This is a genomic window from Rhodococcus sp. NCIMB 12038 (assembly GCF_002165735.1).
Classification (GTDB): Bacteria; Actinomycetota; Actinomycetes; order Mycobacteriales; family Mycobacteriaceae; genus Rhodococcus_F.
The window spans coordinates 49952-71393 of the sequence record NZ_NHML01000004.1 but is presented as its reverse complement, the minus strand read 5'-3'; the positions used below and the strand labels follow the sequence as shown (position 1 = coordinate 71393).

Below are 21442 nucleotides of genomic sequence, written 5' to 3'. Positions count from 1 at the left end.
GTCGGCGAAGGAGGTGGTTGTCGTGAATACAACCAACCACGGTGGGCCGAATGCTCACCTCGTCGACGCTCTGGCCGCGGCCGATCCGTCCGCCCGGCTGCGGGCGGCGCTCGCTGCGGGCACGCACCCCGATCCGCGCTTCGCGGACGCTCTCGTCGACCGGTGTGCCGTCGAACCGGACTTCTACGTCCGCGACATGCTGACCTGGGCACTGTGCCGGCTGCCTGCCGACGTCACGGTGCCGAGACTGATCCACGAACTCCGATCCGGATCCGCGCAGGCCCGTAGCCAGTCGCTGCACACCCTGTCCAAGATCGGGGATCGGCTCGCGTGGCCCGCGGTGTCGGCGCTGCTGCACGACCGGCACGACGAGGTCGCGCGCAGCGCGTGGCGGGCGGCCGTGGTCCTCGTGCCGCCCGGCGACGAGGCTGCGCTCGCGGGCGAATTGGTGACCGAACTCGGACGCGGCGACCATCAGATGCACCTCAGTCTGAGCCGTGCCTTCGTCGGACTCGGGGACGGCGCCCTGCCGGTCCTCGACGCAGCTGAGAGGAGTCCCGATCCGCACATTCGCGCGCATGCCGATGCGACGCGGCAGCTCTGCCACGACCCCGACAGCGGATTCGCCCTCTCACTCGAGATGGCGAAGCGCGTCGCGGTCGCCGGCCCCGACACGCAGTAGGAGGAGATGGGATGTTGATCGGCGAGGTCTCGCGGCGGTGCGGTGTCAGCACGCGGATGTTGCGCCACTACGACCGGTTGGGTCTGGTCGAGCCCACCGGCCGCACGTCGGGTGGCTACCGCGAGTACTCCGCCGATGACATCCGACGGCTCTTCCACGTCGAGAGCCTGAGGACGTTGGGGCTGTCGTTGAACGAGGCCAAGCGCGCCCTGGACGAGCCCGATTTCGCACCGGCCGATCTGGTGGGAGACCTCATTCGGCACACCCGCCGGCGGATCGCCGCCGAGGAGGAACTGCTCGGCAGGCTCGAAAGCGTCGACGCTGCCTCCCCCGCGGAGTGGGACGATGTCCTGAACCTCGTCACCCTGTTGCGGGCGCTCGAATCGGAGTCCGCGGCGCGGCGTCAGCAGGCGATCCTGTCCGCGAACGGGAAGGCGTCGCTGCCCGTCGAGGCGTTGGTCGAGGCCGCCCTGACGGAGGACGACCTCAATGTGGCCGGGGCGCTGCAGTGGTCGTTGGCGAGGATCGCCGGTCGGGGACTCGCGGAACTCGCCAACGGCCTGGACGCGGAGGAGGTCGACGTCCGGCGTCGGGCCACTACCGCGATAGCGGCCATCCACACCGAGGAAGCCGTCGTGCATCTGAGACGGGCCCTCGACGACTCGGACGCCACGGTCCGCGGGTACGCGGCCCTCGCGCTCGGCGCTCGCGGAAACAGCGAGTCGATACCCGTCCTCCTCCAGATGGTCGTCACGGGGCGGCTCGACGTCGAGGCCGCCGAGGTGCTGGGTCTGCTGACGACGCTCTCTCCCTCCGCCGACCACATCGTCGGGGCCATGCAGGACACGCTCGACACCGTCGACGACGCGCCCACGCGGTTGCGGATCACGCAGGCCCTCGCCGAGATTCCCGGCACCGCGGCACGGAGGGCACTCACCCGGCTGACCCACGACGACGACCGGACGATCGCGTCCACCGCGGCGGCGATCATCCACGCGCAGGACCGCGGATAATTCCTGACACACGATGTCAGGGTCTCGGTGCGAGCATGGTTCCACGAATCGACAGACAAGGACTCCCATGCTCGAAACACCCGAAGAACTCAATGAACTCCAGCGACTCCTCGACGCCTCGCTGTCCCGCTCGACCGCACATCTCCGGTCGATCATCGACACCGACAGAACATTGACCGCGGAGCACCTCACCCAGGTCGTCACCAGCATGTGCACGCTCGCGCTGTCCACCGTCACGGCCACGGGTGAACCCCGGATCAGCGGTGTGGACGGGCACTTCCTGCACGGGAAGTGGCACTTCGGCACGGCGCGCGGCGCGGCCAAGGCCCGGCACCTCGCCGCCCGGCCCGTCGCCAGTGCCGCGCACATGCGCGGTGAGGACCTGGGCGTATTCACGCACGGCGCGGTGGAGATCCTCAACCCGCAAGACGGGGAGCCGGCCGCGGACTGGCCGGACCTGCTCGCCTACTTCAAGGACTTCTACGGCGAAGACGCCTTCGACTGGGACAACGACGTGGTCTACTACCGGCTGCATCCGCACTGGATGACGGTTTACGCCGCCGATTTCGCTCAGCTTGCTGCGCAGTCGAATTCACGACCCCCGATCGATCACACAGACCGGTCCGTGTGATTGCGATGCCTGCATGGGATCGCCGGAACCGCAGCGCGACGAGTGGACCGCCGATCTCCGTGGCCGGCTGGACGAATTACTCGACGGATACCGGACCGCGCTGCGCAGCGCGCTGAACGGCCTGGACGAGGAGCAGGCGCGCCGGCATCTGGTGCCGTCGAAGACGACGCTGCTCGGATTGGTCAAGCACGTCACCTACGTCGAGGGCGTCTGGTTCGACCAGGCGGTGACCGGCCGCTCGTACCGGGAGATGGGCATCGCGAGCACCCCGGACCGGTCGTTCACCCTCACCCGAGCCGACACCATCGCATCCGTGCTGGACGCGCACGCCGAACGCTGTGCCCTCTCCCGGCAGACGATGTCTCCTCTGGCGCTCGACGACGTCGTCGACGGCCGGGGCGAGCGCACCGTGTGGGCGCTGTATCTGCAGGTACTGCGTGAACTCGCGCAACATGCCGGGCACGCCGACATCCTGCGCGAGCAGATCCTCGCCGACCGCACTCCGTGACCTGCCCGCGGGCCGTCGAGTCGCGCTGACGGGAGGGAAGTGCTGACAGCAAGCCCGGCGCCTTCGGCTCCTACCGCGACGGCCTCGAGATCTACCGCCGCGCCCGCTCCGAAAAGAAACAACTCGTCGTGGCCGAAGGCTTCTCACACTACGACCTGTACGACCAGCCCGAGCCCGTCAAGATCGCCCTCGACGCCCTGATCCCGTTCTTCAACCAGAACCACTGAGCAGGGGTCGAACCCAATTACTGTGTGCGGTTGGCTAATTCAACCAACGCGGAACGGTAAATGTCTGTGATCGCCTCTGCGAGTTCAGGTTCACTCTCGGGGGACGTGGATGCGAACTCGGCACTCCACACGACTTCGGCGCCCTCGGGATGGTCGTTGACGGTGAAGGTGGAGGAATAGAACGACAGAGGGAGGGGCCCAGAGACGTACTCGTAGGTGTAGCTTCGCTGCGGATCGTCGTGGTGGACGATTCGCTCCGTCGCCTCGCCTCCGCCGTTGGCGAAGGTCGCGTACCGCAGGTCACCGTGCTGGTGGGACTTCTCCAGCGCGGGAATCCAGTCCGCGACATTCGCGGTGTCGCCGCCGACCTTCCACACGGCATCGGGTGTTGTCCGGATGACGCAGGTTTCAGTTACTCGCATGCGGTACTCCTTCTTCGTTGCGTCGTCGTAGGTGATGAGCAGTTCGGTCAGTCGGCGGATCTCGTCCGGCCCTATGCCGTTGCCCTGGAGCAGGTTGAGGGTTCCGCCGTACTGCTGGTCGACGTCGCCGAGGAACCGTTTTATCGCATCCGCCGGCGCCGTCCATGCCTCCGGTGGGTAGAGGTCGGCTGCAGATCCGTACGACGCCATCTGCCGCAGTCGCCGCATGGATGCGGCGACGTCGTCGGGGGCGGCGGCGTAATCGGCGGCGATGTCCTCGCGGAGCACCCCGATGGCGTCGAGGAGCAGCGCGACCGCCACTCCGGTCCGGTCCTTGCCGACGATGCAGTGCACCAAGACCGGGAGCACGGCGGGTTCGAGAAGCCGTATGGTCGGGGAGACGACCCCGGCGGCATCCTCGGCCAGGTACTTCAGGTAGCGGGTGACCAGCGGATCGTCACCGTCCATCGGGGCAACCGCCGAGTCCTCGGCCACGCGGTCGCCGATGCTGAACGGGTGGGGGAAGTGGCGAACCCCCAACTCGTCGAGAGGTCCCCGCCCCTCCACCGCGACCTCGTGAGGCAACCGCAGATCGATGGTCGCCCGGATCCCGGTGTCTGCGATCAGTGCCCGCGCCGACTGCTCGTCCAAGAACTGCGGTGTCCCGCTGCGGAAGAGCACCCCGGTCCGGACGCGCCCACCGTCCCGGGTTCGCAGTCCGCCGACGTCCCGGAACCCGAGAAGCCCTCCGTAGCTCGCGGTCATGACTGGGTGGACAGGATGGTGACCACGCAGGCGTTGCCGTCCATTCCGGCCGCTCCGCCACCCATCGTCTCGACCAGCCCGACACGGTGCCGGGCGACCTGCCGCGGTCCTGCCTGTCCGCGCAGTTGCCAGGCGATTTCGGCGAGTTGCGCCATTCCGGTTGCGCCGAGAGGATGTCCGCGTGAGAGCAGTCCTCCGCTCGGGTTGACCGGTTGCGCACCATCGCGGGTGGTGTGGCCGGAGGGGGCGAGTTCGGCGCCCTTGCCGCGGGGTGCGATGCCGAGCGCCTCGAGGGTGATGATTTCACCGATGGTGAAGGCGTCGTGTACCTCGAGCACGTCGATCTCCTGCGGGGTGCGGCCGGCCTGGTCGAATGCCTTCTCGGCGGCGCGGGCGACGCTGGCGAAGCCCCAGACGTCCTCGCTGCGCTGGTCCCACAGGGCACCGGAGACCATCGCGGAGGCTTCGATCCGCAGGTCGTTGCGGTTGCCGCGGTCGCCACCGACGATGGCGGCGCCGGCCCCGTCGCTGGTCGGGCAGCATTGCAGGAAGGTCAACGGTTCGGCGATCATCCGGGAGTCGAGCACCTCCTGGATCGTGGGCACCGTGTCCCGCAGTTGGGCGCGAGGGTTGTCCATCCCGTTGGTCTTGTTCTTGACGGCGATGGCCGCGAGCTGTTCCGGGGTGACACCGAATTCGCCGACGTAACGTTGCGCCTGCAGAGCATAGAGTCCCGGCAACGGCAGCGATGCAGCGCCTTCCGGATCGGTCGCCTCCGGCACGATGGCCCCGGAGAACAGGGTGGACATCTGGTCGACTCCGAGTACCAGTACGCACTTGAATCGGCCGTGCCGCACGGCCTCGACCGCTTCGTGATAAGCGGCGGTGCCGCTGGCGCAAGCGTTCTCGACGGTCCACATGGGCACGGACGGAATACCGAGTCCGCGTTGGATGCGGGTGGCCACCCCGGGCGGGCCGAACACCGACCCGACGATGATCGCGTCGATCGCATCGGGCCGGATGCCGGCATCCTGGACTGCTTCGGCGACCGCTGTCCAGGCGAGTGACTCGACTCGTTGGTCGGGGAATCGGCCGTAGGACGAGGTTCCGACGCCCCACAACATGGCCTGGTTCATCGCTGCACCTCCGTGGTGGCGACGAGGTCGCCGTCGTCTGTTCCGGTGATCTCGAGGCGGGTACCGAGTTCGAGTACCGCGGGTTCGTCGAGGTGAACGAGTACCCGGGGGCCGTCGTCGAGGTCGACGTACGCCAGCCCGAAGGGCGGCCGGCGGGTGCCCACGGGGATCTTGACGACGGTCGACGACCAGGCGCTGCCCGTGCGGGCGAAGCGGGCCGGTTCGGTGGCGGCGTAACACACCGGGCACCAGGGCAGGTCCTGTTGCGCGGTCGGGTACCGGCACACCGTGCACCGGGAGCCGAGCACGGCATCACCGTCGAGAATCGGCCGCGAGTCGGCGACCGGCAGTCCCCCGACGGCGGAGCCGGCACGGCGCTTGGTCGGCCGCCCCACGCCCAATTCGCTCACCGGTGATCGCCTTCCAGTGTCAGCGAGAAGTCGTCCGCCTCGATATGCAGGTAGGCGCCCACCGAGGTCTCGACCAGGTCCCTGATGTATTTCATCTGCTTGCTGGTCGGGGCGAAGTCGCGGTTGCGTTGTGGGGTCGCGCGCATGACATTGATATCGCTCTCCGGAACGAGCAGACGCAGGAGCAGTTCGTCGTCGCTGATCGATCCACCGAACTTCTTGCGCAGTTCGTCCAGGCTCGGCTGCGGGGGCTCCCAGTTCTGGTAACTCTTGGCCTTGGGTGAGCTCAGGATGGTGTCGAGCACGTTCGGGTCCATCGGCGCAACCGGTGTGCCGTAGAAGCCGTTCGCGTAGATCATCACCTCGTCCGGTACCACCGAGTACCGCGACCCGGACACCACGTTCAGCACCGCCTGGGTGCCGACCAGCTGGGAAAACGGGGTGGCCATGACGGGGTATCCGAGTTCTTCTCGCACCCGGGACATCTCGTCGAGGACCTCCTCGAAGCGATCCTCCATGCCGCGGTCACGCAGCTGCGCCTTGAAGGTGCCCGCCATGCCGCCGGGAAGCTGGTGCCGGTACTGGAACAGGGAGTACTCTGCCGGCTGGCCGACCGGCAGGTCCTCGTATTCCGCGACGCGCAGCAGGTGCTGTTCGACTGCGGCGAAGCGGGACTCGTCGAGGTCGACGTCGAATCCGGCGTAGCGCAGGTTTGCGACCGTGTTCTCGGTCGAGGGCAGCGACACCCCGGCGGCGAGGGGACGGCTTGCCGTGTGGACACGATCTGCGCCGGCGAGGATGCCTTCGAGGTAGTTCAGTGGCGCGAGGGCGTTGTTGCTGTGGAAGTGGATCTCCACCGGCAGGTTTCCGGCCGCGCCCTTGATGGCAGCGACGAGGGAACGGGTGCGTTCGGGAGTCAGTAGTCCGGCGGCGTCTTCGAGTTCGATGCCGTCCGCGCCGAGACCGACCAGCTCCCGTGTGCGGGCGGCGTAGTACTCGTCGGTGTGGTACGGCGTATCCGCGAAGAGGATGCAGGGCAGTGCCTTCGCGCCCTCGGCCTGCACGGTTTTGACCAGGCGGCCGATCTTGTCGATGTTGAACAGTCCGTCGTAGATCCAGAAGGCGCCGATGCCGTGGGCGATCAGTCGTTGCACCCACAGGTCCATGACGCTGTCGGCGGTGAGACCGAAGGTGACGATGCCGTTGCTGCGGGTTCCGGCGCGGACCGTCGTCTCCGGCATCGACTTCGACAGCGAGATCAGCTGCTCCCACGGGTCTTCCTTGCAGTGCCGCGCGAGCACCTCGAAGAGTGAGCTTCCGACGAGGTCGATGGTGTGGAAGCCGGTGCGGTCCAGCTCGGACGCCATGGGCAGACCCATGTCCTTGCGCAGCCGCATGCCCCACCAACTTTGGGGACCGTCGCGCAGCGTCTGATCGACGATGTCGATCTTGCGCTTGCTGCCGTCGGCGTTACGCGGGGCGCAGTCGAGGTAACTCATGAGATCTTCTCCAAGTAGTCGGGGAGGCCCCGAGAGGCGATCCAATCGGTGGTGACGGTTCCGGCCCGGAAGTCCGGATGGTCCAGCGCTACCCGGGCGAAATCCGCGGTGGTGGGAACTCCGGTCACCCCCAGCCGGCCCAGGGCGGCGACCATCCGGTCCGCTGCGACGTCACGGTCGGTCCCGTGCGCCACGATCTTGGCGAGCAGGGAGTCGTAGTAGGGGGTGACGACGTAACCGGTTTCGCAGTGGCTGTCGACGCGAATGCCCTCGCCCTCCGGGGGATCCCAGGTCTGCACCGTGCCCGGGTTGGGGGTGAAGCCGCGGGCCGGATTCTCGGTGGTGATGCGGACCTCGATGGCGTGCCCGGTCAGGTCGATGTCGTCCTGGGTGAACCGGAGCGGTTCGCCGGCCGCCGAGCGCAGCTGTTCGGCGACGAGGTCCACGCCGGTGACCATCTCGGTTACGGGGTGTTCGACCTGGATTCGGGCGTTGAACTCGAGGAACGCGAACTCGTGGGAGTCTGCGTCGTAGATGAATTCGACGGTTCCGGCGCTGTCGAGCCCGAGCGCCTCGGCGAACACAACCCCGCTGCGTCGGATGTCCTGACGAATCTTCTCGGGGAGGTTGGGTGCCGGCGATTCCTCCACGACCTTCTGGTGGCGCCGCTGCAGGGTGCAGTCGCGTTCGCCGAGGTGGATGACGGAGCCGTGCTTGTCCCCGAGCACCTGGACCTCGATGTGGCGGGCGTTGCGGATGAACCTCTCGACGTACAGTCGTCCGTCGCCGAACGCCGACTGGGCCTCCGCCGCGGCCAACGACCAGCGGGCGCGCAGCTCGGACTCGTTCTCGACCACCGACATTCCCCGCCCACCGCCGCCGGCGGCGGCCTTGACCAGCACGGGATAGCCCAGCTCGGCGGCCGCGGCGACCGCGGCCTCGGTCGAGTCGATCACCGGCGATCCCGACAGTACGGGGATGCCGGCCGAGCGGGCGAGTTCACGGGCGCGGGCCTTGTCGCCGGCCTCGGCAACCGCTTCCGGCCGCGGTCCGACGAAGGTGAGGCCCTCGGCGACGCAGGCGGCGGCGAATTCCGGGTTCTCCGACAGGAACCCGTAGCCGGGGTGCACGGCGTCGCACCCGGTGCCGAGCGCGGCGCTGAGCACCGCGGGGATCGCCAGGTAGCTCTGCGCTGCGGGGGCGGGGCCGATGCAGACGGCGCGGTCGGCCATCCGGGCGGCGAGTCCGTCGCGATCGACGGTCGAGGTCACCGCGACCGTTTCGATGCCGAGGGCCCGGCAGGCCTTGATCACGCGGACCGCGATTTCCCCGCGGTTGGCGATCAGGACCCGCCGCAGCGTGGTGCGGCGCGGCGACTCGGTGGTCAGGGTCGACGGGCTAGCCATCGGTCGGCCTGATCAGGAACAGCGGCTGGTCGAATTCGACCAGATCCGCGTTGGTGGCGCAGATCTGCACGATCTCCCCGCCGCGCGGGGTGACCACCGGGTTCATCAGCTTCATGACCTCGACGATGGCGATCTGCTGCCCTGCCTCGACGGTCTGCCCGACCTGCACGAACGGCGGTTCGCCGGGGCCCGGGGCCACCCAGAAGGCGCCGACGGTCTGGGATCGAACCTCGACGCAGCCGGTGGTGTCCACAACTGCGGCCGGTGCGGGTGTGGCAGGGGTGCTCGCGGGACTCGCGGCAGGAGGCACGGCGGTAGCGGGGGCGGCAGCAGGCGCGGACACCGGGACCGGAGCCAAGGCCGGCACTGGGGCCGGGGCCGCCGAGTGGCCCGCTGTGGCCGGGGGGCCGTCCTTGCCGACGGTGATACGCATGCCGTCGAGTTCGAGGGTCATGGCGGCCCATCCGGAGTCCTGGAAGGTGCGCAGGATCTCCCGCACCTCGCGATGGGTCACCCGTTCCGGCGTGGTCATGAGGTTCTCCTTTGGTGTGCGATGGCGGCGAGCAGCACCGGCAACCGGTGTGCGGTGACGATCGCGTCGACTCCGGCGTCCAGTGCGGCGCGCACGCCGTCGGGGGCGCAGAACACCGCGCCGCGTACGGTTTTGGTGCCGGGCGGGATGTCGGGCAATTGCTCACCGAGGTCCTCGGCGGCAAGCGTTTCCGCGTCGAAGATCGGGGCGACGGCGACGTCGGGACCCACCCGCAACGAGGTGGCGCTCTCGGCCCACCGGGTGAGGCGGCGCAGGTCCTCGTCGTCGCTCTCGTCGATCGCCGAGGTCGGCAGTGCGCCGGCGTAGACGTGGCCGGTGGTCGCGTCGACGGTGACGGTGCGGCCGACCAGGCTCGCGACGGTGTCGGTGCCGCAGCCGACGACGCAGGGAGTGTCGAGGGCTCGGCTGACGACGGCGGCGTGTGAGGTTGCGCCGCCCTGCTCGGTGACCACCGCGGCGGCCGCGATCATGCCGTGGACGTCGTCCGGGCTGGTCGATTTGCGGACCAGGATGCATCCCGGGTTCGCCTGTGCCGCTTCCGGAGTATCCACGACAACACCGGTGGCGACGCCGGGGCTTGCGGCCACCCCGGTCACCAGTACCTCCGCGGTGTCGGCGGCACCGGGTGCGATCTCCGGGCGCAGGAGGGTGCGGATCTGCTCCGCGGTGACCCGGGACAGGGCCTCCCCCGGTTCGAGAACACCCTCGTCGACGAGTTCGACGGCGATCCGTACTGCGGCGCGGGCGGTGCGCTTCGCCGGGCGGGACTGCAGCAGGAACAGCTCGCCGCTCTGCACGGTGAACTCGATGTCCTGCGCGTCGCGACCCTCACGGTCGAGTTGCTCGGCGGCTTCGAGCAATTCGGCGTGCACGGTCGGCCAGCGCTCTTCCAGGTCGGTCAGGGGTTTCGGGGTGATCCGGCCGGACACGACGTCCTCGCCCTGCCCGCGCTGCAGATATTCGCCGTAGGGTTCGCGGGAACCGTCGACCGGGTTACGGGTGAACAGCACCCCGGTGCCGGAGTCGTCGTCGAGGTTGCCGAACACCATTGCCTGCACGGTGACCGCGGTGCCGAGATCGTCCGGGATGCCGTAGTGCTTGCGGTAGGCGAGGGCTCGCCGGGATCGGCTCGATGCGAACACCGCGGCCACCGCGGCGCGGAGCTGCTCCCAGGGGTCGGCCGGCACGACGTCACCGGTGTCGGAGGCGATTGCGGCCCGGACCGACGCGGTGTCGGGCAGGTCTTCGAGTTCCTCGGTGCAGCCGAGGACGAGGCGGCCGTAGAAGCCGGTGAAGCGGCGATGCACCTCGGCGGCGAAGTCGCGGTCGCCGCTTTCTGCGGCCAGGGCGGCCTCGACCTCGTCGTTGCAGCCGAGGTCGAGGATGGTGTCCATCATGCCGGGCATGCTGATCGCGGCGCCGGAGCGGACCGACACCAGCAGCGGGCGTTCGGTGCCGCCGAACGTGCGGCCGAGTTGCTTTTCCAGCAACCGGATTCCGGTGATCAGTTCGTCGGCCAGGCCCTCGGGCAGGCCGCCGTCGGTGAAGTAGGTCTCACAGGCCGCGGTGGTGACGACGAACGCCGGTGGCACCCGCAGGCCCAGGGACCGCATCCGCCACAGGCTCCACGCCTTCCCGCCGACCAGATCGCGGCTCGGCTCGGCGGCGTTCTCGTCGGGAACGACCAGCCAGCGAAACCCCGTTGCGGTGCTCATTCGGGGCGCTCCCGTCCGGTGAGGCGGAGGATGTGCTCGTGCATCTGGAACCACACGGTGTGGACGGAGTCGACGCGGACGCCGCTGACGTAGTCGGTCTCGCCGCCCTCGGCGCGGATCAGCGCCGCGCCGATCCGATCGAGGAAACGATCGACCAGCAGGTCCTGCTGGGCCAGGGGCTGCAGGACCTTCTGCGTCTTCTCGTGCACGCGGCCGAGCTTCTCGACGATCTTGGCGTCGTAATCGGCGTCGGCGTGATCGTTGCTGACGCGGGCACCGTCGACCTCGATGGTCTGCCAGTCGGTGGTCAGGCTGAGGAGCTGCTTGTTGACGCCGGTCTCGAACGAATCCATCGCGTCGGTGACGGCCGGGTCCGCGCGCAGATCGGCGAAGGCGCGGAGGTACACCTCGTCGAGGAACTCGCGGCCGGCCGGGGTGATCATGTAGTTGCCGCGTGCGGCCATCACCGCGCCATCCGCGACGGCCTTCTCCAGCGCCGCCTCGACGTCGGCGATCGGGAGGGCGTTGATCTCGGCGAGCTGTTCGGCGGATCCGAGCTGACGCAGCGTCAGGGTGTGAACGGTGAGTTCGTTGGGGTCGAGCATGATTGGTCCTTTCGGTGTCGCGGTCACACCTGCGCGGCGACCATGCGGTCGCGCACTTCGCGGCGCAGGGATTTCCCGACCGGACTGGTGGGAATGTTCGGCCAGATCTCCAGGGAACGAGGTCGTTTGAAGCCGGCCAGCCGATCGGCGCAGAACTCGAGGATCTCGTCGGGTTCGGCGGTGGAGCGGGTGACCACGGCGGCGGCGACCCGTTCGCCCCACTTCTCGTCGGGTAGGCCCACCACGGCGGCCTCGACGACCGCGGGGTGTGTGAGCAGGGCGTCTTCGACTTCGCGGGGGTAGACGTTGAAGCCACCCGAGATGATGACGTCGTGCCTACGGTCGAGAAGGTGCAGGTAGCCGTCGCCGTCCCAGCGTCCGATGTCACCGGTGTGCAACCAGCCGTCCGGTTCGATCGTCTCGGCGGTGGCGTCCGGGCGACGCCAGTACCGGCTCATCGTGTGTGGTCCCCGGGTCATGACCTCCCCGACCTCGTCCGGTCCGAGCACCGTGCCGTCGGCGGCCCGGACCTGCACCTCGACGAACGTGTAGGGCTTGCCGGCGGAGGTCAGCCGCTCCGGTGTGTGCTCCCACGGCTGCAGGCAGGTGATCGCCAGCGGCGCCTCCGCCTGACCGTAGAGCTGCGCGAAAACCGGTCCGAGGATGTCGATTCCGCGTCGGAGCACACTGGTCGCGATCGGGGCGCCGCCGTAGCACAACCGTTCGAGGGCGAGATCCGCTGTTGCCGTTGCGGGATCCTCGAGCAGCATCGCGATCATCGTCGGCACCATGAACGTCGACGTGGCCCGATACTTCTGCGCGGCCTCGAGGAAGGCGCTGGGCGAGAACTTCGACACGATGACGTTCGGGGCGCCCTTGACCAGATGCGGGAGGAAGAACGCGCCACTGCCGTGGGTGATCGGTGCGGCGTGCAGCATCACCGAGTCCGGTCGCAGGTTGGGCAGCAGGTCGACCAGGAAATTCGCCACTTCGGCGAGTTCGCTGCGCGTGGTGAGGACCACCGCCTTGGGCTTGCCGGTCGTGCCGCCGGTGTAGGCCAACCGCAGCGGTTCGTCCTGGTCGCGCCGGACGTCACACGGGCCGTCGGGCGCGCCGGCGACGAGTCCGGGCAGCTCGTCGGCGGTGATCATCAACTCGACCCGGGCTGGGGGATCCCCTGCGTAGACCAGGGCTCGCGCCTGCGAGTCCTCGACCTTGTAGGCGTGCTCGTGGGCCGTCTCGCGCACGTTGAGCGGGACCCGGACCAGCCCGGCCTTCGCGAGTGCGTAGTAGACGACGACGCCGTCGATACCGTTCGGCATGAGGACCGCGACACGGTCACCGGCGTCGAGGCCGCGGGCCAGCAGTGCGTGGCCGAGCCGGTCGGTGAGTTGGTCGAACTCGGCGAAGCTGACCACTCGATCGCCGTCGATCAGGGCGGGGGCGGCACCGTACTGACGCCCGGCGCGGCGGATCAGGTCACCGATCTGCATCGTCGGTCCCCGTCGTGTCGTCGGTGGTGGGCAGGTCGGCGCGACGCAGCCCGGACCCGCGGCCCTCGATGTTCCGTGAGCCCCGCTGCGTGAGGCGGTACAACTCGTCCGCCTGCGGGGTCCCGTGGTTCCACTTCACCCATTCCTCGTCGAGGTAGCGGTTGCTGCCATCGAGCACGGCAGGGGTGAATCCCTTTGCGCGCGTGTTGTAGTCGTCGAGATCGATGCGTCCGGCGCTGGTGGTCCACAAACCGGTCTTGCCGGGCAGGCTCGACGAGCCGGTGAACCGGTCACCGGCGGTCGGTGCGTAGTCGTCGTCGGTGAGCACCGAGTACGGGATGCCGGTGAGCATGTTGCGGTTCTGGTCGGAGTAGCGGGCCATGGTGTACTCGTTGCTCGTCTGGTGGGGCAATCCCAGCAGGCCCACCATCTCGCCGAGGTTGTCGCGCCCGTATTCGTCGTTGAGCAGGGGCTTGAACCGCTGCACGCGTTCGTCGACCTGGAACCAGTCGTCCTGCCGGTAGGTTCCGGCGAGATGAGCGAAGTCCTTGCCGACCGAGGAGTAGACCAGGGCGCCGGCGTCGATCATCTGCTCGCGTGACCAGGTGGCGATGCGCTTCCACAGGTCGGTGGTCGCCTCGTTGAGGATCTCGCGGTACTGCTCCATGGTGTCGGCCAGCGTGTCGGCGTTGTCCATGCCGACCGGAATGTATCCGTCGGTCAACGCATCCGAGGTGTACATCCCGACGGCCTCGATATTGGCGGCGTTGTATCCGGGTTCGGCCTCGAAGGACGCCCAGTCGTCCATCAAGTGGAAGTTGGTGCCCTTGAAGACGATCGGAATCGTGAGATTGTTGAACGGCAACTGGGTGGCGATGCCGTCGAGCCACGGGTAATCGCCCTCGGTGAGGTCGAAGAAGTCCCGCATGATCATCTGCCGGTTGTTGCCGAAGTCGTAGGGGCCGCTGTTGTGCAGACCGATGCGGCACTCGCAGTGCGCGAGGAACGCGTACTGGGACAGCTGGGCGACGAGTTTGGTTGCGGCGGTGTGCAGCCGGTCACCGGGTACCACACCGTGCAGGTCGGACTCGAAGACCTGCAGGGTTCGTTCGGGCAGGAACTGGCTGCGGTCGCCGAATTCCTTGTTCGTCAGGTGTCCGTCGTTGCGGTGGTAGGCCAGATTGAACCGCCGGGAGAAGTCGAGCACGTCGACGACGTCGTCGACCGCGTCGGTGGGCCGCAGGAGCCCCCAGTTCATCAGCATTTCCCGGCCGATGAGGTAGAACGCGGGCATACCCCACGCCGCGTTGACCGTGTCCACCTTCAGGCTGACCTCGCGGGCGCGGTCTCCGAGTTCCTCAGCCGGCGTCGCCGCGTCGATCTCGCGCAACAGCGTCGGCAACCGGTAGAAGCTGTTGAGATAGCTCACCAGCATGTACGGGTTCATCGGGAACAGCTTCGACTCCTGCACCGTGCGCGTGATGCACAGCCAGTAGGTGGTGTCGGACAGACTCCGGAGGTAGTTGTTGGTCTCCAGCAGGGTCCGGTAGTTCAGATTCGCCATGGTCTCAGCTCTCGCTTTCGATCAGCCAGATCCGGGCATGCCCGGTGTCACCCGTCTCGTAGGCATCCGCTGCCGGGGGCGCCGCGGTCACCTCGAGTTCGACCAGGTCGCCGTTCTTCAGGTCGTTGATCTTGCAGTTCATCAGTGTGGGGACGTCGTACTCCCGGGCGAGGATGCCCAGGTGCGACCGCACGGTGCCACCGAGGCAGATGACGCCGGCGAACCCTTCGATGATCGGTGCGGTCAAGGTGCCGCCCGAGTCGTCGATCACGGCGATGGTGCCGGGCGGGATGCCGTCGGTGAGCAATTCCATGACCTGCTCGACTGCGGAGATCAATGCGACCGGTCCGATGACCGTCTGGGACTTCTTGATCACGTTGTCGCCGATACCCACGTGGCGGCGACCGTCCGAGTCCCGGTCTTCCGAGAACGCCCGCGCCTCTCGGTCGGTTCGCTTGTATTTGTGCGGCTCGGATTCGAGCGAGACCGTCGCGGAGTATTCGAACCGGTACCCGGAATCCAGGGCCTCCTGCTCGATCGCTCGCGCGTCCTCCACCGAGAAAATATCGAACTGGCGTTCGAACACGCTGTCTTTCCATTGCTCGCCGGTGGCGGCGAATCGTCGTGCCGCCAACGACCGCACAGCGGTGTTGAATCGGCCCGGCAATGGGAGCATTTCGGTCGATCCCCATTTCGGGGGCGTAACCACGGAGTCGGACATGTCACCTCACGTTTCCTAGGGACTGACGCAGCCGCCATCGCGGCCGGAAACAGGTGGCTACCTGGTATTTTTTCTCCGGCTTCTTGGCGTTGTGAGATAAAACTAGTTACGCTCCGTGGTGTGACCCAGTCCACGTTGGGGGACACTTCCGGGACGACGCCGAGCGCAAAGTCCTCGTCCCGGGACCGCTCCCCATTCCGAGCCAACCTGAGCAAGGCCGACTACGAGCGCGCCTTCGACATCCTCGAACAGTGCTCCGGCGCTGCCTGCCTTCCCGACTTCAAGGAACGGGCCGTCGAGGCGATCAGTGAGCACTTCGCCCTGCGGCATGTCTCGTTCTTCGCCGGCGCCACCTTCCACACCGTGTTCGAGGACTCGGCACCCCTGACGGTGGGCAAAACTGCCAAGATGCTGCCCGAATATCAGGACCGGTGGGCTCGCTACGACATCTTCGGTACGCCGGCCGCGATGCGGCAACTCGTCTCCAGCGGCGTGTCTTCACTGGACGAACTGCAGTCGATGGGCCAGGTACCCGCGGCGGCCGACGCCTACGTCCGATACTTCCTCTCCTCCACGTGGCGCATGCAGACCGCTGCCGCATTGCGCCTGGAGTTGAGTGCGGGACACACGGCTTTGCTGGGGATGTTCGACCCGGAGCCCGGCAAGATCGGCGCCTCCGAGGCGGCTACGCTGCGCCTGCTGAGTCAGCAGTTGTCCGCCATGGCTCGCGGCCTGCCCGCGTCGAAGTCGCAGGCCGCCCTCGCACGGCTCTCCGTGCGGCAGCGGCAGGTCGTCCGACTCGTCGCGGACGGATTGTCGAATGCGCAGATCGCCGAGATCCTCTCCCTTGCCGAGGACAGCGTGAAGAAGTACGTCACCCGAATCCTCACCACCACAGGCTGCCAGTCGCGGATGGAACTGGCGCTGCTGGCGCGGGCGCAGCGGATATGACAAAAGGGCCGCGGACTGTTCGTCCGCGGCCCCGTCACGCTCCGGTCAGAGGAAGGAACTCTCCTTCGTCAGCCCGTAGCGGGGATGTTCACCGATCACCATCGATTCGAAGATGCCGTATCCGACGGCGTCGCCTTCACGAACCCTGATCACACAGTCACGCAACTGGTGCACCTCGCGCGCCGTATTCTCCTCGGATACATCGGCATACCGCTCGCCGTCCAGATGCGAAGGACCGTGCCACTGCCCGTGGCGATGGCCCTTGAAGCCGAAATACAGTCCGGTACCGAGATGGAATCCGGTGTCGCTGATCGGTTCGATCTCGAGGGTCCGGGTCTCGCCCCAACCGGAGTCGAACGTCATCTTGCCCCCGAGGAGGCGGCGGTTGACGGGATCGTACTTGAGTTCGTCCCGCATCCCGTGAAGCTGCCGCTGAGTGCCGTCCGGCAGGTTCTCGAAACCCGAGAAGTAGGTCACGGCTCCGTCGACCCACTGCAGGTAGTGATGGATTTCGTAACTACTTCCGTCGGGACGTTGCAGCCACATCGGACTCCAGGTGAGGATGAAGTCGCCGTCGAGGCGCTGCGGCTTGAAGACGTCGGGCGCCGTCTCGCCGACGTCCATCCGTACTCCCCAGGAGTGGTCGCGGAAGCCGAACCACTCCTCGTCCCGGACCTCGATACGCTCGCCGTCGATCCAGATCTCACCGCTGATCGTCGACGCCTGGTGGTACCGGAGGAGGTCGGACTGCACCCGGAACCCCTGCAGCTCGCGCTGGACGTCCTTCTGTTCGAGGAACGGCGGCAGCACTCCGGTGATGGTGAGGTCGAATCGCAGTGGGACCACGTCGTTCTCCTGCAGGACCCAGCGCACCTGACGGAGGGGCTCGATGATCTCGTAGTCCAAGGGCCCCACGCCGGTCCGTTCGCCGTCGAGATCGAGCTGCCTGCTGGCACGGACCGTCAGTTGTTCCTTGCCTCGAGAGACGCCGGCGAACATGTCCATCACGTTCCGGTTGTGGTATTTCCCGAGGCCGATGTCGACCTGGATGGACCCGTCGCGGGCGAACAGCGACGCCCAGAGTTTCTCCGTCCAGGACGTGTCGGCGTGGCTGATGGTCGCGAAGGTTTCGGGCGTCTGGTGACACAACAGTTCGTCGGCGTGAATGAGTTTCTGCATCGATTGGCGCATGTGAACGCCTCCTCTCAGGAGTTCGGGCGGATGGGCGAGAAGGATCCGGGCATGTCGTGTGCCACCAGGGCACCACCGAATATGGCCGCAGCCTTGTCGTCGTCATCGAATGGATCAGGGTAGAGCGCAAGGGTCTTCGGCGACATCGCCCAGTCGACCTGCTCCGTCACCCCGGCCAGCGCGGCAAAGGGGCGAAGACCGGAGGTGTACATGGTGGTGGCGGCCATAATTCGCTCGCTTCGGTCCATGGCGGCGAATTTCTGATACAGACCCATGTGGCATCGGCTGAGATCCGCGGCAACACTCGGCCAGTCTTCCGGCGCGATCAGTTCACGGGTGCCGTCGGCGCGATACCCGTACACGGCAGCTTCGTCGACCACAGCGAGAAGTTGATCCGGCTCGGTGAACGTGGTTCCCCAGTCGTTGATTTCGAACTCGGTGAACTTCGAGCGGTCGAACGTCAGGACCATCGTCAACCCGGTGTAGGGCGGGTCCAGATCGTCCGCCCACGGATAGGCCCACGAACTGGGGCCGAGGGAGAGATAGTCCCGCACGATCGTCTGCCTGTTTCCCGTCGGCCGCGGATACGGACCGGAGTCGCAGATACCGACCCGTGAATCACAGAAGTACAGGAACGAGTATCCCGAGACCGTGGCGTTCAGCCTCTTGAGGCTCTTCGCGGTGGTCGCGTCCAACGCGATTGCAGCGCCGGACAGCTCGTCGACGACTGTCGGCGACAGGTAGCGGTTGGTGAATCCGGCGTCCTTGTAGTCGAGCGTGCCGTCACCACGGTGCGCCAGGGTGAGGCGGCGCCAGAAATCCACGACGGTGCGAATATCCTCCCGATGGTCACCGGCCTCGATGGTGCCCATCTGTATCAGGCACTCTCGACCGCAGAGGAAGTGATAGCCGATCATCCAGATCCACAGCGGGCTGACCTTGTTCGGCCCCTCACGCAACTGGCGACCCAACTCTTCGGCCGGCACAGCCGCGTCGATCACGCGTATCCGATCCACGTAGCTGTGGAAATCTTCGATGACCGACAGCGACATGTAGGGCAGCATCGGAAACAGTTCGGAGGTGAAACCGGAGCGACGCGTCAATTCGGGTTTGAATGCCCGGCCCATGTGCTGGACGAGGTCGTCGAGGCGGTCGTCGGTGAGTTCCTCGGCGATGAGTGCCTCGAGCGCGGCGCCCGACACGTCGAGCGTAAAGTCCTTGACGGCGATCTCGTCTCCCACGCGCCGGATGTATTCCCACCACGCGGCGCTCACATCCGCGGACGAGTCCGATGCGATGTCAGGATCCGGGGAAGCAACGACCCCCGTCTGCTCCTCGATACGGAGCGTGACCTCGGTGCCGTCGGGGATGTCGTCGGACAGTTCGGTACCGACCAGGCACGGGACCTCGAACTCTCGTGACACGATCGCCAGGTGGGAGCGGAGTGTTCCGTCCAGACAGACGATTCCCCCGAGCCGGCCCAGGATCGGCGAAAGGAATGTCGTGCCGCCCGATGCGACGAGCGCGATCGTGGACTCGAGATCGCTGTCGAGGGAAGCGATCACGTCGTCCGGCGACCGGAAATGGTGCACTGTTCCGGTGACCGGCGCGAAGGCGTACGACGGATTTCCCTTACCGAGAATTGACATGGTTCAGCCTCCCAGTGGACGGAAGCACCCGTCGCGGTCCTGCGGAACGAAGACACCGCCGATCAACTGCAGCGCGAGGTCGGGATCGCTGAACTTCTGGAAGGATTCGGCGATCCGCGGCGTGATGGCCCAATCGATCTCGTCGTAGCAGCCGGCGAGTCGTGCCCACGCCTTGAGCTTCCACGCGTACATCTCGGTGGCGTACAGGTTGCGTTCTTCGGCATCGGTTTCGGCCAACCGCTGGTACAGCGCTCGGTGTGCCTTGCGGATCGCCTTGGTGGCCTCGTCGACCTCGTCGGCACCGAGTGGGCGGAGGGTGCCACCGTCGGTGCAGAACACGCGGGTTTCGATGATGTCGGCCTGGTAGTCGCTGGGCGTGAACCAGGCCGTGCCCCAGACATTGTTGTCCATCTTCACAGTGGCGGGCAGCCGGTGGGCGATGACGAAATGGTGGTAGGGCAGCGTTTCACGGATGCCGTCGACCCAGGGGAAGTCTCCGTCGCCGTCCGCGCAGGTCTCGCGCAGCGCCAGGAACGTACCGTCCTCGAGCTGATAGGGCCCGGTGTCGCACACCGCGGTGCGCGCGTCGCAGTTCTCCAGGAATGCGTACGCGGTCAGCCGCGCACCGAATTTGCGAATCCCCGCCTTGACCTCGTCGTCGGCGGGGACGAGGTGCGACCGGATCTCCGCCAGCAGGTCGTCGTCGATGACATGCGAACTGTTCTGCGGCTCCGCGTCCATGTTGAACAGGACGTTGTCGGTGCGCATGGCGATGGTCGCCTCGCGCCAGAAGCGGAGCACCTCGAGCTGGTCCTCCAGACCGTCCGACAGGGTGCTCTCTCCGAGGTCGACGAAGAGTTCACGTCCGGTGAGGTAGTGCAGCGGGGTGGCCGCGAGGTTGATGAAGCTGCGCTTGTTGCCGATCGGCAGAGCCTTGCCCACCAGTTCGGTGGGGGTGGCGTGCTGCCGGATGATACGGATGCGCTCGGGCACCCTGAGGTAGTCCTCCATCATCGACATCAAGATGTAGGTGTTCATGCCGAACAGTTCCGACTCGAACACGGTCCGCGCGGACAGTTCGGACTTGTAGGCCGCACCTGCGGCGTGCACGAGCCAATTCCACTCCTCGAGTGTGGGCTCGTAGGCCGGGTCCGTGTACAGAGCCTCCACGTTCACGGGAGTGGTCAGTTGTGCGGTCACGCCGTCACCGCCCCTGCAGCGACGGCCACGCGTGCGGTCTCGGTATCCGACAGGTCCAGCACCACGGTGTCGCCGTCTGCGACGGTTCCGGTCAGTTCGGCGGCGAGCACGCAGGGCACGTCGGACTCTCGAGACAGGATCGCGAGGTGCGATTCCCGGCTACCGGCCGTACAGACGATTGCGCGCAGGTCCGGCAGGATCGGCGACAGGAAGGTCATACCACCCTTGCTGACGAACGCGATCGTGTCCTCGAGATCGTCGTCGTCGATCGACAGCACATCGGCCGTGTCGTTGAACCATCTCGCGGTACCGCGAACCTCCCCTGCGGTGAATAGGTTGACACCGGTCCCGACCTCGTTCAGGTCTCCGCTCATCACATACTCCGTTCGGCCCATTCGTGGGCGTGGGATTGTCTTGAACACGCACTTTCGTCGGTGCCAGGAAGGCTACGATCGGCTGTGTCGTGCGCCACAGTCCACTTTGGGGGACAGTCTCGATGTCCCCGGCGGCCGGTGGTCGAAAATGGATCCATGGCACGGGAAGCAACGGAAATCGTTCTGAGTAATCAGGATCTTCGTGAGGTCACCGCGTTCGCCGCGGGGTGCGCGGAGGGGGTGCTCGAGATATTCGAGGCCGATCAACCGGGCGACCCCCGGCCCCGCGACGCGATCATTACCGCGTGGGAATTCGCTCGGGGTGGTGAGCGCGGGAAGTCTCTGCGCGACGCGGCGTGGGCGGCACTCGCGGCCGCCAAGGGCACGGACACCGAGGCGGCGCGCGAGGCGGCGTGGGCGGCGATGGCTGCGGCAGGCGCCGCCTACCTGCATCCGTTGGCGAAGGCCACCCAGGTCAAGCACATTCTCGGAGCGGCCGCGTACGCGGCCAGAGCGGGCGAACTCGTCGCCGGGGACGATCGGGTCGTCGGCGCCCGACACGTCGGGCAGGCGGTCCAGCGTGCGACACCGGTCGTCGTCGACGTACTCGGACGTTTTCCGGCGGCACCGGGTGGCGGCGGGCGGGTCGGCGAGTTGATCCGCATGCTGGACGATGCCCTTCGCCGCTGATCGACGACTGATTGCCGACACGGCGTGTAATTCATCA

Annotated in this window: 21 protein-coding genes; 6 read left to right on the top strand and 15 right to left on the bottom strand. The window is 67.0% G+C overall.

Features of this window, described 5'->3' with window-relative positions; translation table 11 throughout:
- Positions 1 to 13 precede the first annotated feature (13 nt).
- From CA951_RS06495 to CA951_RS06480, 4 genes are all read left to right on the top strand, one after another.
- A complete protein-coding gene (locus tag CA951_RS06495; protein WP_087556071.1) occupies positions 14 to 682 on the top strand; it encodes a HEAT repeat domain-containing protein in 669 nt (222 codons plus the stop codon).
- An 11-nt stretch (positions 683 to 693) separates the two neighbouring features.
- Complete coding sequence (locus tag CA951_RS06490) at positions 694 to 1695, top strand: MerR family transcriptional regulator (RefSeq protein WP_087556070.1); 1002 nt, start codon at positions 694 to 696, stop codon at positions 1693 to 1695.
- A gap of 67 nt (positions 1696 to 1762) precedes the next feature.
- The gene (locus CA951_RS06485) at positions 1763 to 2326 is read left to right on the top strand and encodes a pyridoxamine 5'-phosphate oxidase family protein (protein ID WP_087556069.1); all 564 of its coding nucleotides are present in this window, start codon (positions 1763 to 1765) and stop codon (positions 2324 to 2326) included.
- A gap of 13 nt (positions 2327 to 2339) precedes the next feature.
- Positions 2340 to 2834 (top strand): DinB family protein, encoded by a 495-nt coding sequence (locus CA951_RS06480; protein ID WP_087556068.1) that lies wholly within the window; start codon positions 2340 to 2342, stop codon positions 2832 to 2834.
- 244 nt (positions 2835 to 3078) lie between these two features.
- On the opposite strand, the gene CA951_RS44055 is transcribed toward CA951_RS06480, so the two are convergent.
- The 11 genes from CA951_RS44055 to CA951_RS06415 are packed head-to-tail and all read right to left on the bottom strand — an operon-like array spanning position 3079 to position 15305.
- Positions 3079 to 4248, bottom strand: coding sequence for a tyrosine-protein phosphatase (locus tag CA951_RS44055; protein ID WP_256973376.1), 1170 nt, complete (start codon positions 4246 to 4248; stop codon positions 3079 to 3081).
- Positions 4245 to 5384, bottom strand: a complete 1140-nt coding sequence (locus CA951_RS06460) for a thiolase family protein (protein ID WP_087556067.1) — start codon at positions 5382 to 5384, stop codon at positions 4245 to 4247. Before CA951_RS06460 ends, CA951_RS44055 begins: the two co-directional genes overlap by 4 nt.
- Positions 5381 to 5794, bottom strand: coding sequence for a Zn-ribbon domain-containing OB-fold protein (locus CA951_RS06455; RefSeq protein WP_087556066.1), 414 nt, complete (start codon positions 5792 to 5794; stop codon positions 5381 to 5383). The genes CA951_RS06460 and CA951_RS06455 overlap by 4 nt, the downstream gene beginning before the upstream one ends.
- The gene (locus CA951_RS06450) at positions 5791 to 7293 is read right to left on the bottom strand and encodes a carboxyltransferase (RefSeq protein ID WP_087556065.1); all 1503 of its coding nucleotides are present in this window, start codon (positions 7291 to 7293) and stop codon (positions 5791 to 5793) included. Before CA951_RS06450 ends, CA951_RS06455 begins: the two co-directional genes overlap by 4 nt.
- Positions 7290 to 8699: an acetyl/propionyl/methylcrotonyl-CoA carboxylase subunit alpha gene (locus CA951_RS06445; RefSeq protein ID WP_087556064.1), complete on the bottom strand. Its 1410-nt coding sequence runs from the start codon at positions 8697 to 8699 to the stop codon at positions 7290 to 7292. Before CA951_RS06445 ends, CA951_RS06450 begins: the two co-directional genes overlap by 4 nt.
- Positions 8692 to 9231 carry a biotin/lipoyl-containing protein gene (locus tag CA951_RS06440; protein WP_087556063.1) on the bottom strand — a complete coding sequence of 180 codons (540 nt, stop codon included), beginning with the start codon at positions 9229 to 9231 and terminating at the stop codon, positions 8692 to 8694. The genes CA951_RS06445 and CA951_RS06440 overlap by 8 nt, the downstream gene beginning before the upstream one ends.
- A complete protein-coding gene (locus CA951_RS06435; RefSeq protein WP_087556062.1) occupies positions 9228 to 10967 on the bottom strand; it encodes a pyruvate, phosphate dikinase in 1740 nt (579 codons plus the stop codon). The genes CA951_RS06440 and CA951_RS06435 overlap by 4 nt, the downstream gene beginning before the upstream one ends.
- Positions 10964 to 11572, bottom strand: coding sequence for a hypothetical protein (locus CA951_RS06430; protein WP_087556061.1), 609 nt, complete (start codon positions 11570 to 11572; stop codon positions 10964 to 10966). Before CA951_RS06430 ends, CA951_RS06435 begins: the two co-directional genes overlap by 4 nt.
- A 23-nt stretch (positions 11573 to 11595) precedes the next feature.
- Positions 11596 to 13065 (bottom strand): AMP-binding protein, encoded by a 1470-nt coding sequence (locus CA951_RS06425; protein WP_087556060.1) that lies wholly within the window; start codon positions 13063 to 13065, stop codon positions 11596 to 11598.
- On the bottom strand, positions 13052 to 14629 hold the full coding sequence (locus CA951_RS06420) for a hypothetical protein (protein WP_087556059.1): 1578 nt from the start codon (positions 14627 to 14629) through the stop codon (positions 13052 to 13054). The genes CA951_RS06425 and CA951_RS06420 overlap by 14 nt, the downstream gene beginning before the upstream one ends.
- A gap of 4 nt (positions 14630 to 14633) precedes the next feature.
- On the bottom strand, positions 14634 to 15305 hold the full coding sequence (locus CA951_RS06415) for a PEP-utilizing enzyme (RefSeq protein WP_087556373.1): 672 nt from the start codon (positions 15303 to 15305) through the stop codon (positions 14634 to 14636).
- A 165-nt stretch (positions 15306 to 15470) separates the two neighbouring features.
- Here CA951_RS06415 and CA951_RS06410 point away from each other — a divergent pair, with 165 nt between their 5' ends.
- Positions 15471 to 16301 (top strand): LuxR C-terminal-related transcriptional regulator, encoded by an 831-nt coding sequence (locus CA951_RS06410; RefSeq protein ID WP_087556058.1) that lies wholly within the window; start codon positions 15471 to 15473, stop codon positions 16299 to 16301.
- Positions 16302 to 16346: 45 nt separating this feature from the next.
- Here the strand turns inward: CA951_RS06410 and CA951_RS06405 are convergent, their stop codons facing one another.
- Genes CA951_RS06405 through CA951_RS06390 form a run of 4 tightly spaced genes read right to left on the bottom strand, consistent with a single transcriptional unit; the run spans position 16347 to position 20715 of the window.
- Positions 16347 to 17492 carry a hypothetical protein gene (locus tag CA951_RS06405; protein ID WP_256973375.1) on the bottom strand — a complete coding sequence of 382 codons (1146 nt, stop codon included), beginning with the start codon at positions 17490 to 17492 and terminating at the stop codon, positions 16347 to 16349.
- Between the two features lie 14 nt (positions 17493 to 17506).
- Positions 17507 to 19141, bottom strand: coding sequence for a PEP-utilizing enzyme (locus CA951_RS06400; RefSeq protein ID WP_087556057.1), 1635 nt, complete (start codon positions 19139 to 19141; stop codon positions 17507 to 17509).
- A 3-nt stretch (positions 19142 to 19144) separates the two neighbouring features.
- Positions 19145 to 20341 carry a hypothetical protein gene (locus CA951_RS06395; RefSeq protein WP_256973374.1) on the bottom strand — a complete coding sequence of 399 codons (1197 nt, stop codon included), beginning with the start codon at positions 20339 to 20341 and terminating at the stop codon, positions 19145 to 19147.
- Positions 20338 to 20715, bottom strand: coding sequence for a PEP-utilizing enzyme (locus CA951_RS06390; RefSeq protein WP_087556370.1), 378 nt, complete (start codon positions 20713 to 20715; stop codon positions 20338 to 20340). Before CA951_RS06390 ends, CA951_RS06395 begins: the two co-directional genes overlap by 4 nt.
- A 156-nt stretch (positions 20716 to 20871) precedes the next feature.
- Between CA951_RS06390 and CA951_RS06385 the strand changes: the two genes are divergently transcribed.
- A complete protein-coding gene (locus tag CA951_RS06385; protein ID WP_087556056.1) occupies positions 20872 to 21405 on the top strand; it encodes a putative immunity protein in 534 nt (177 codons plus the stop codon).
- The last annotated feature ends 37 nt before the right edge of the window (positions 21406 to 21442 follow it).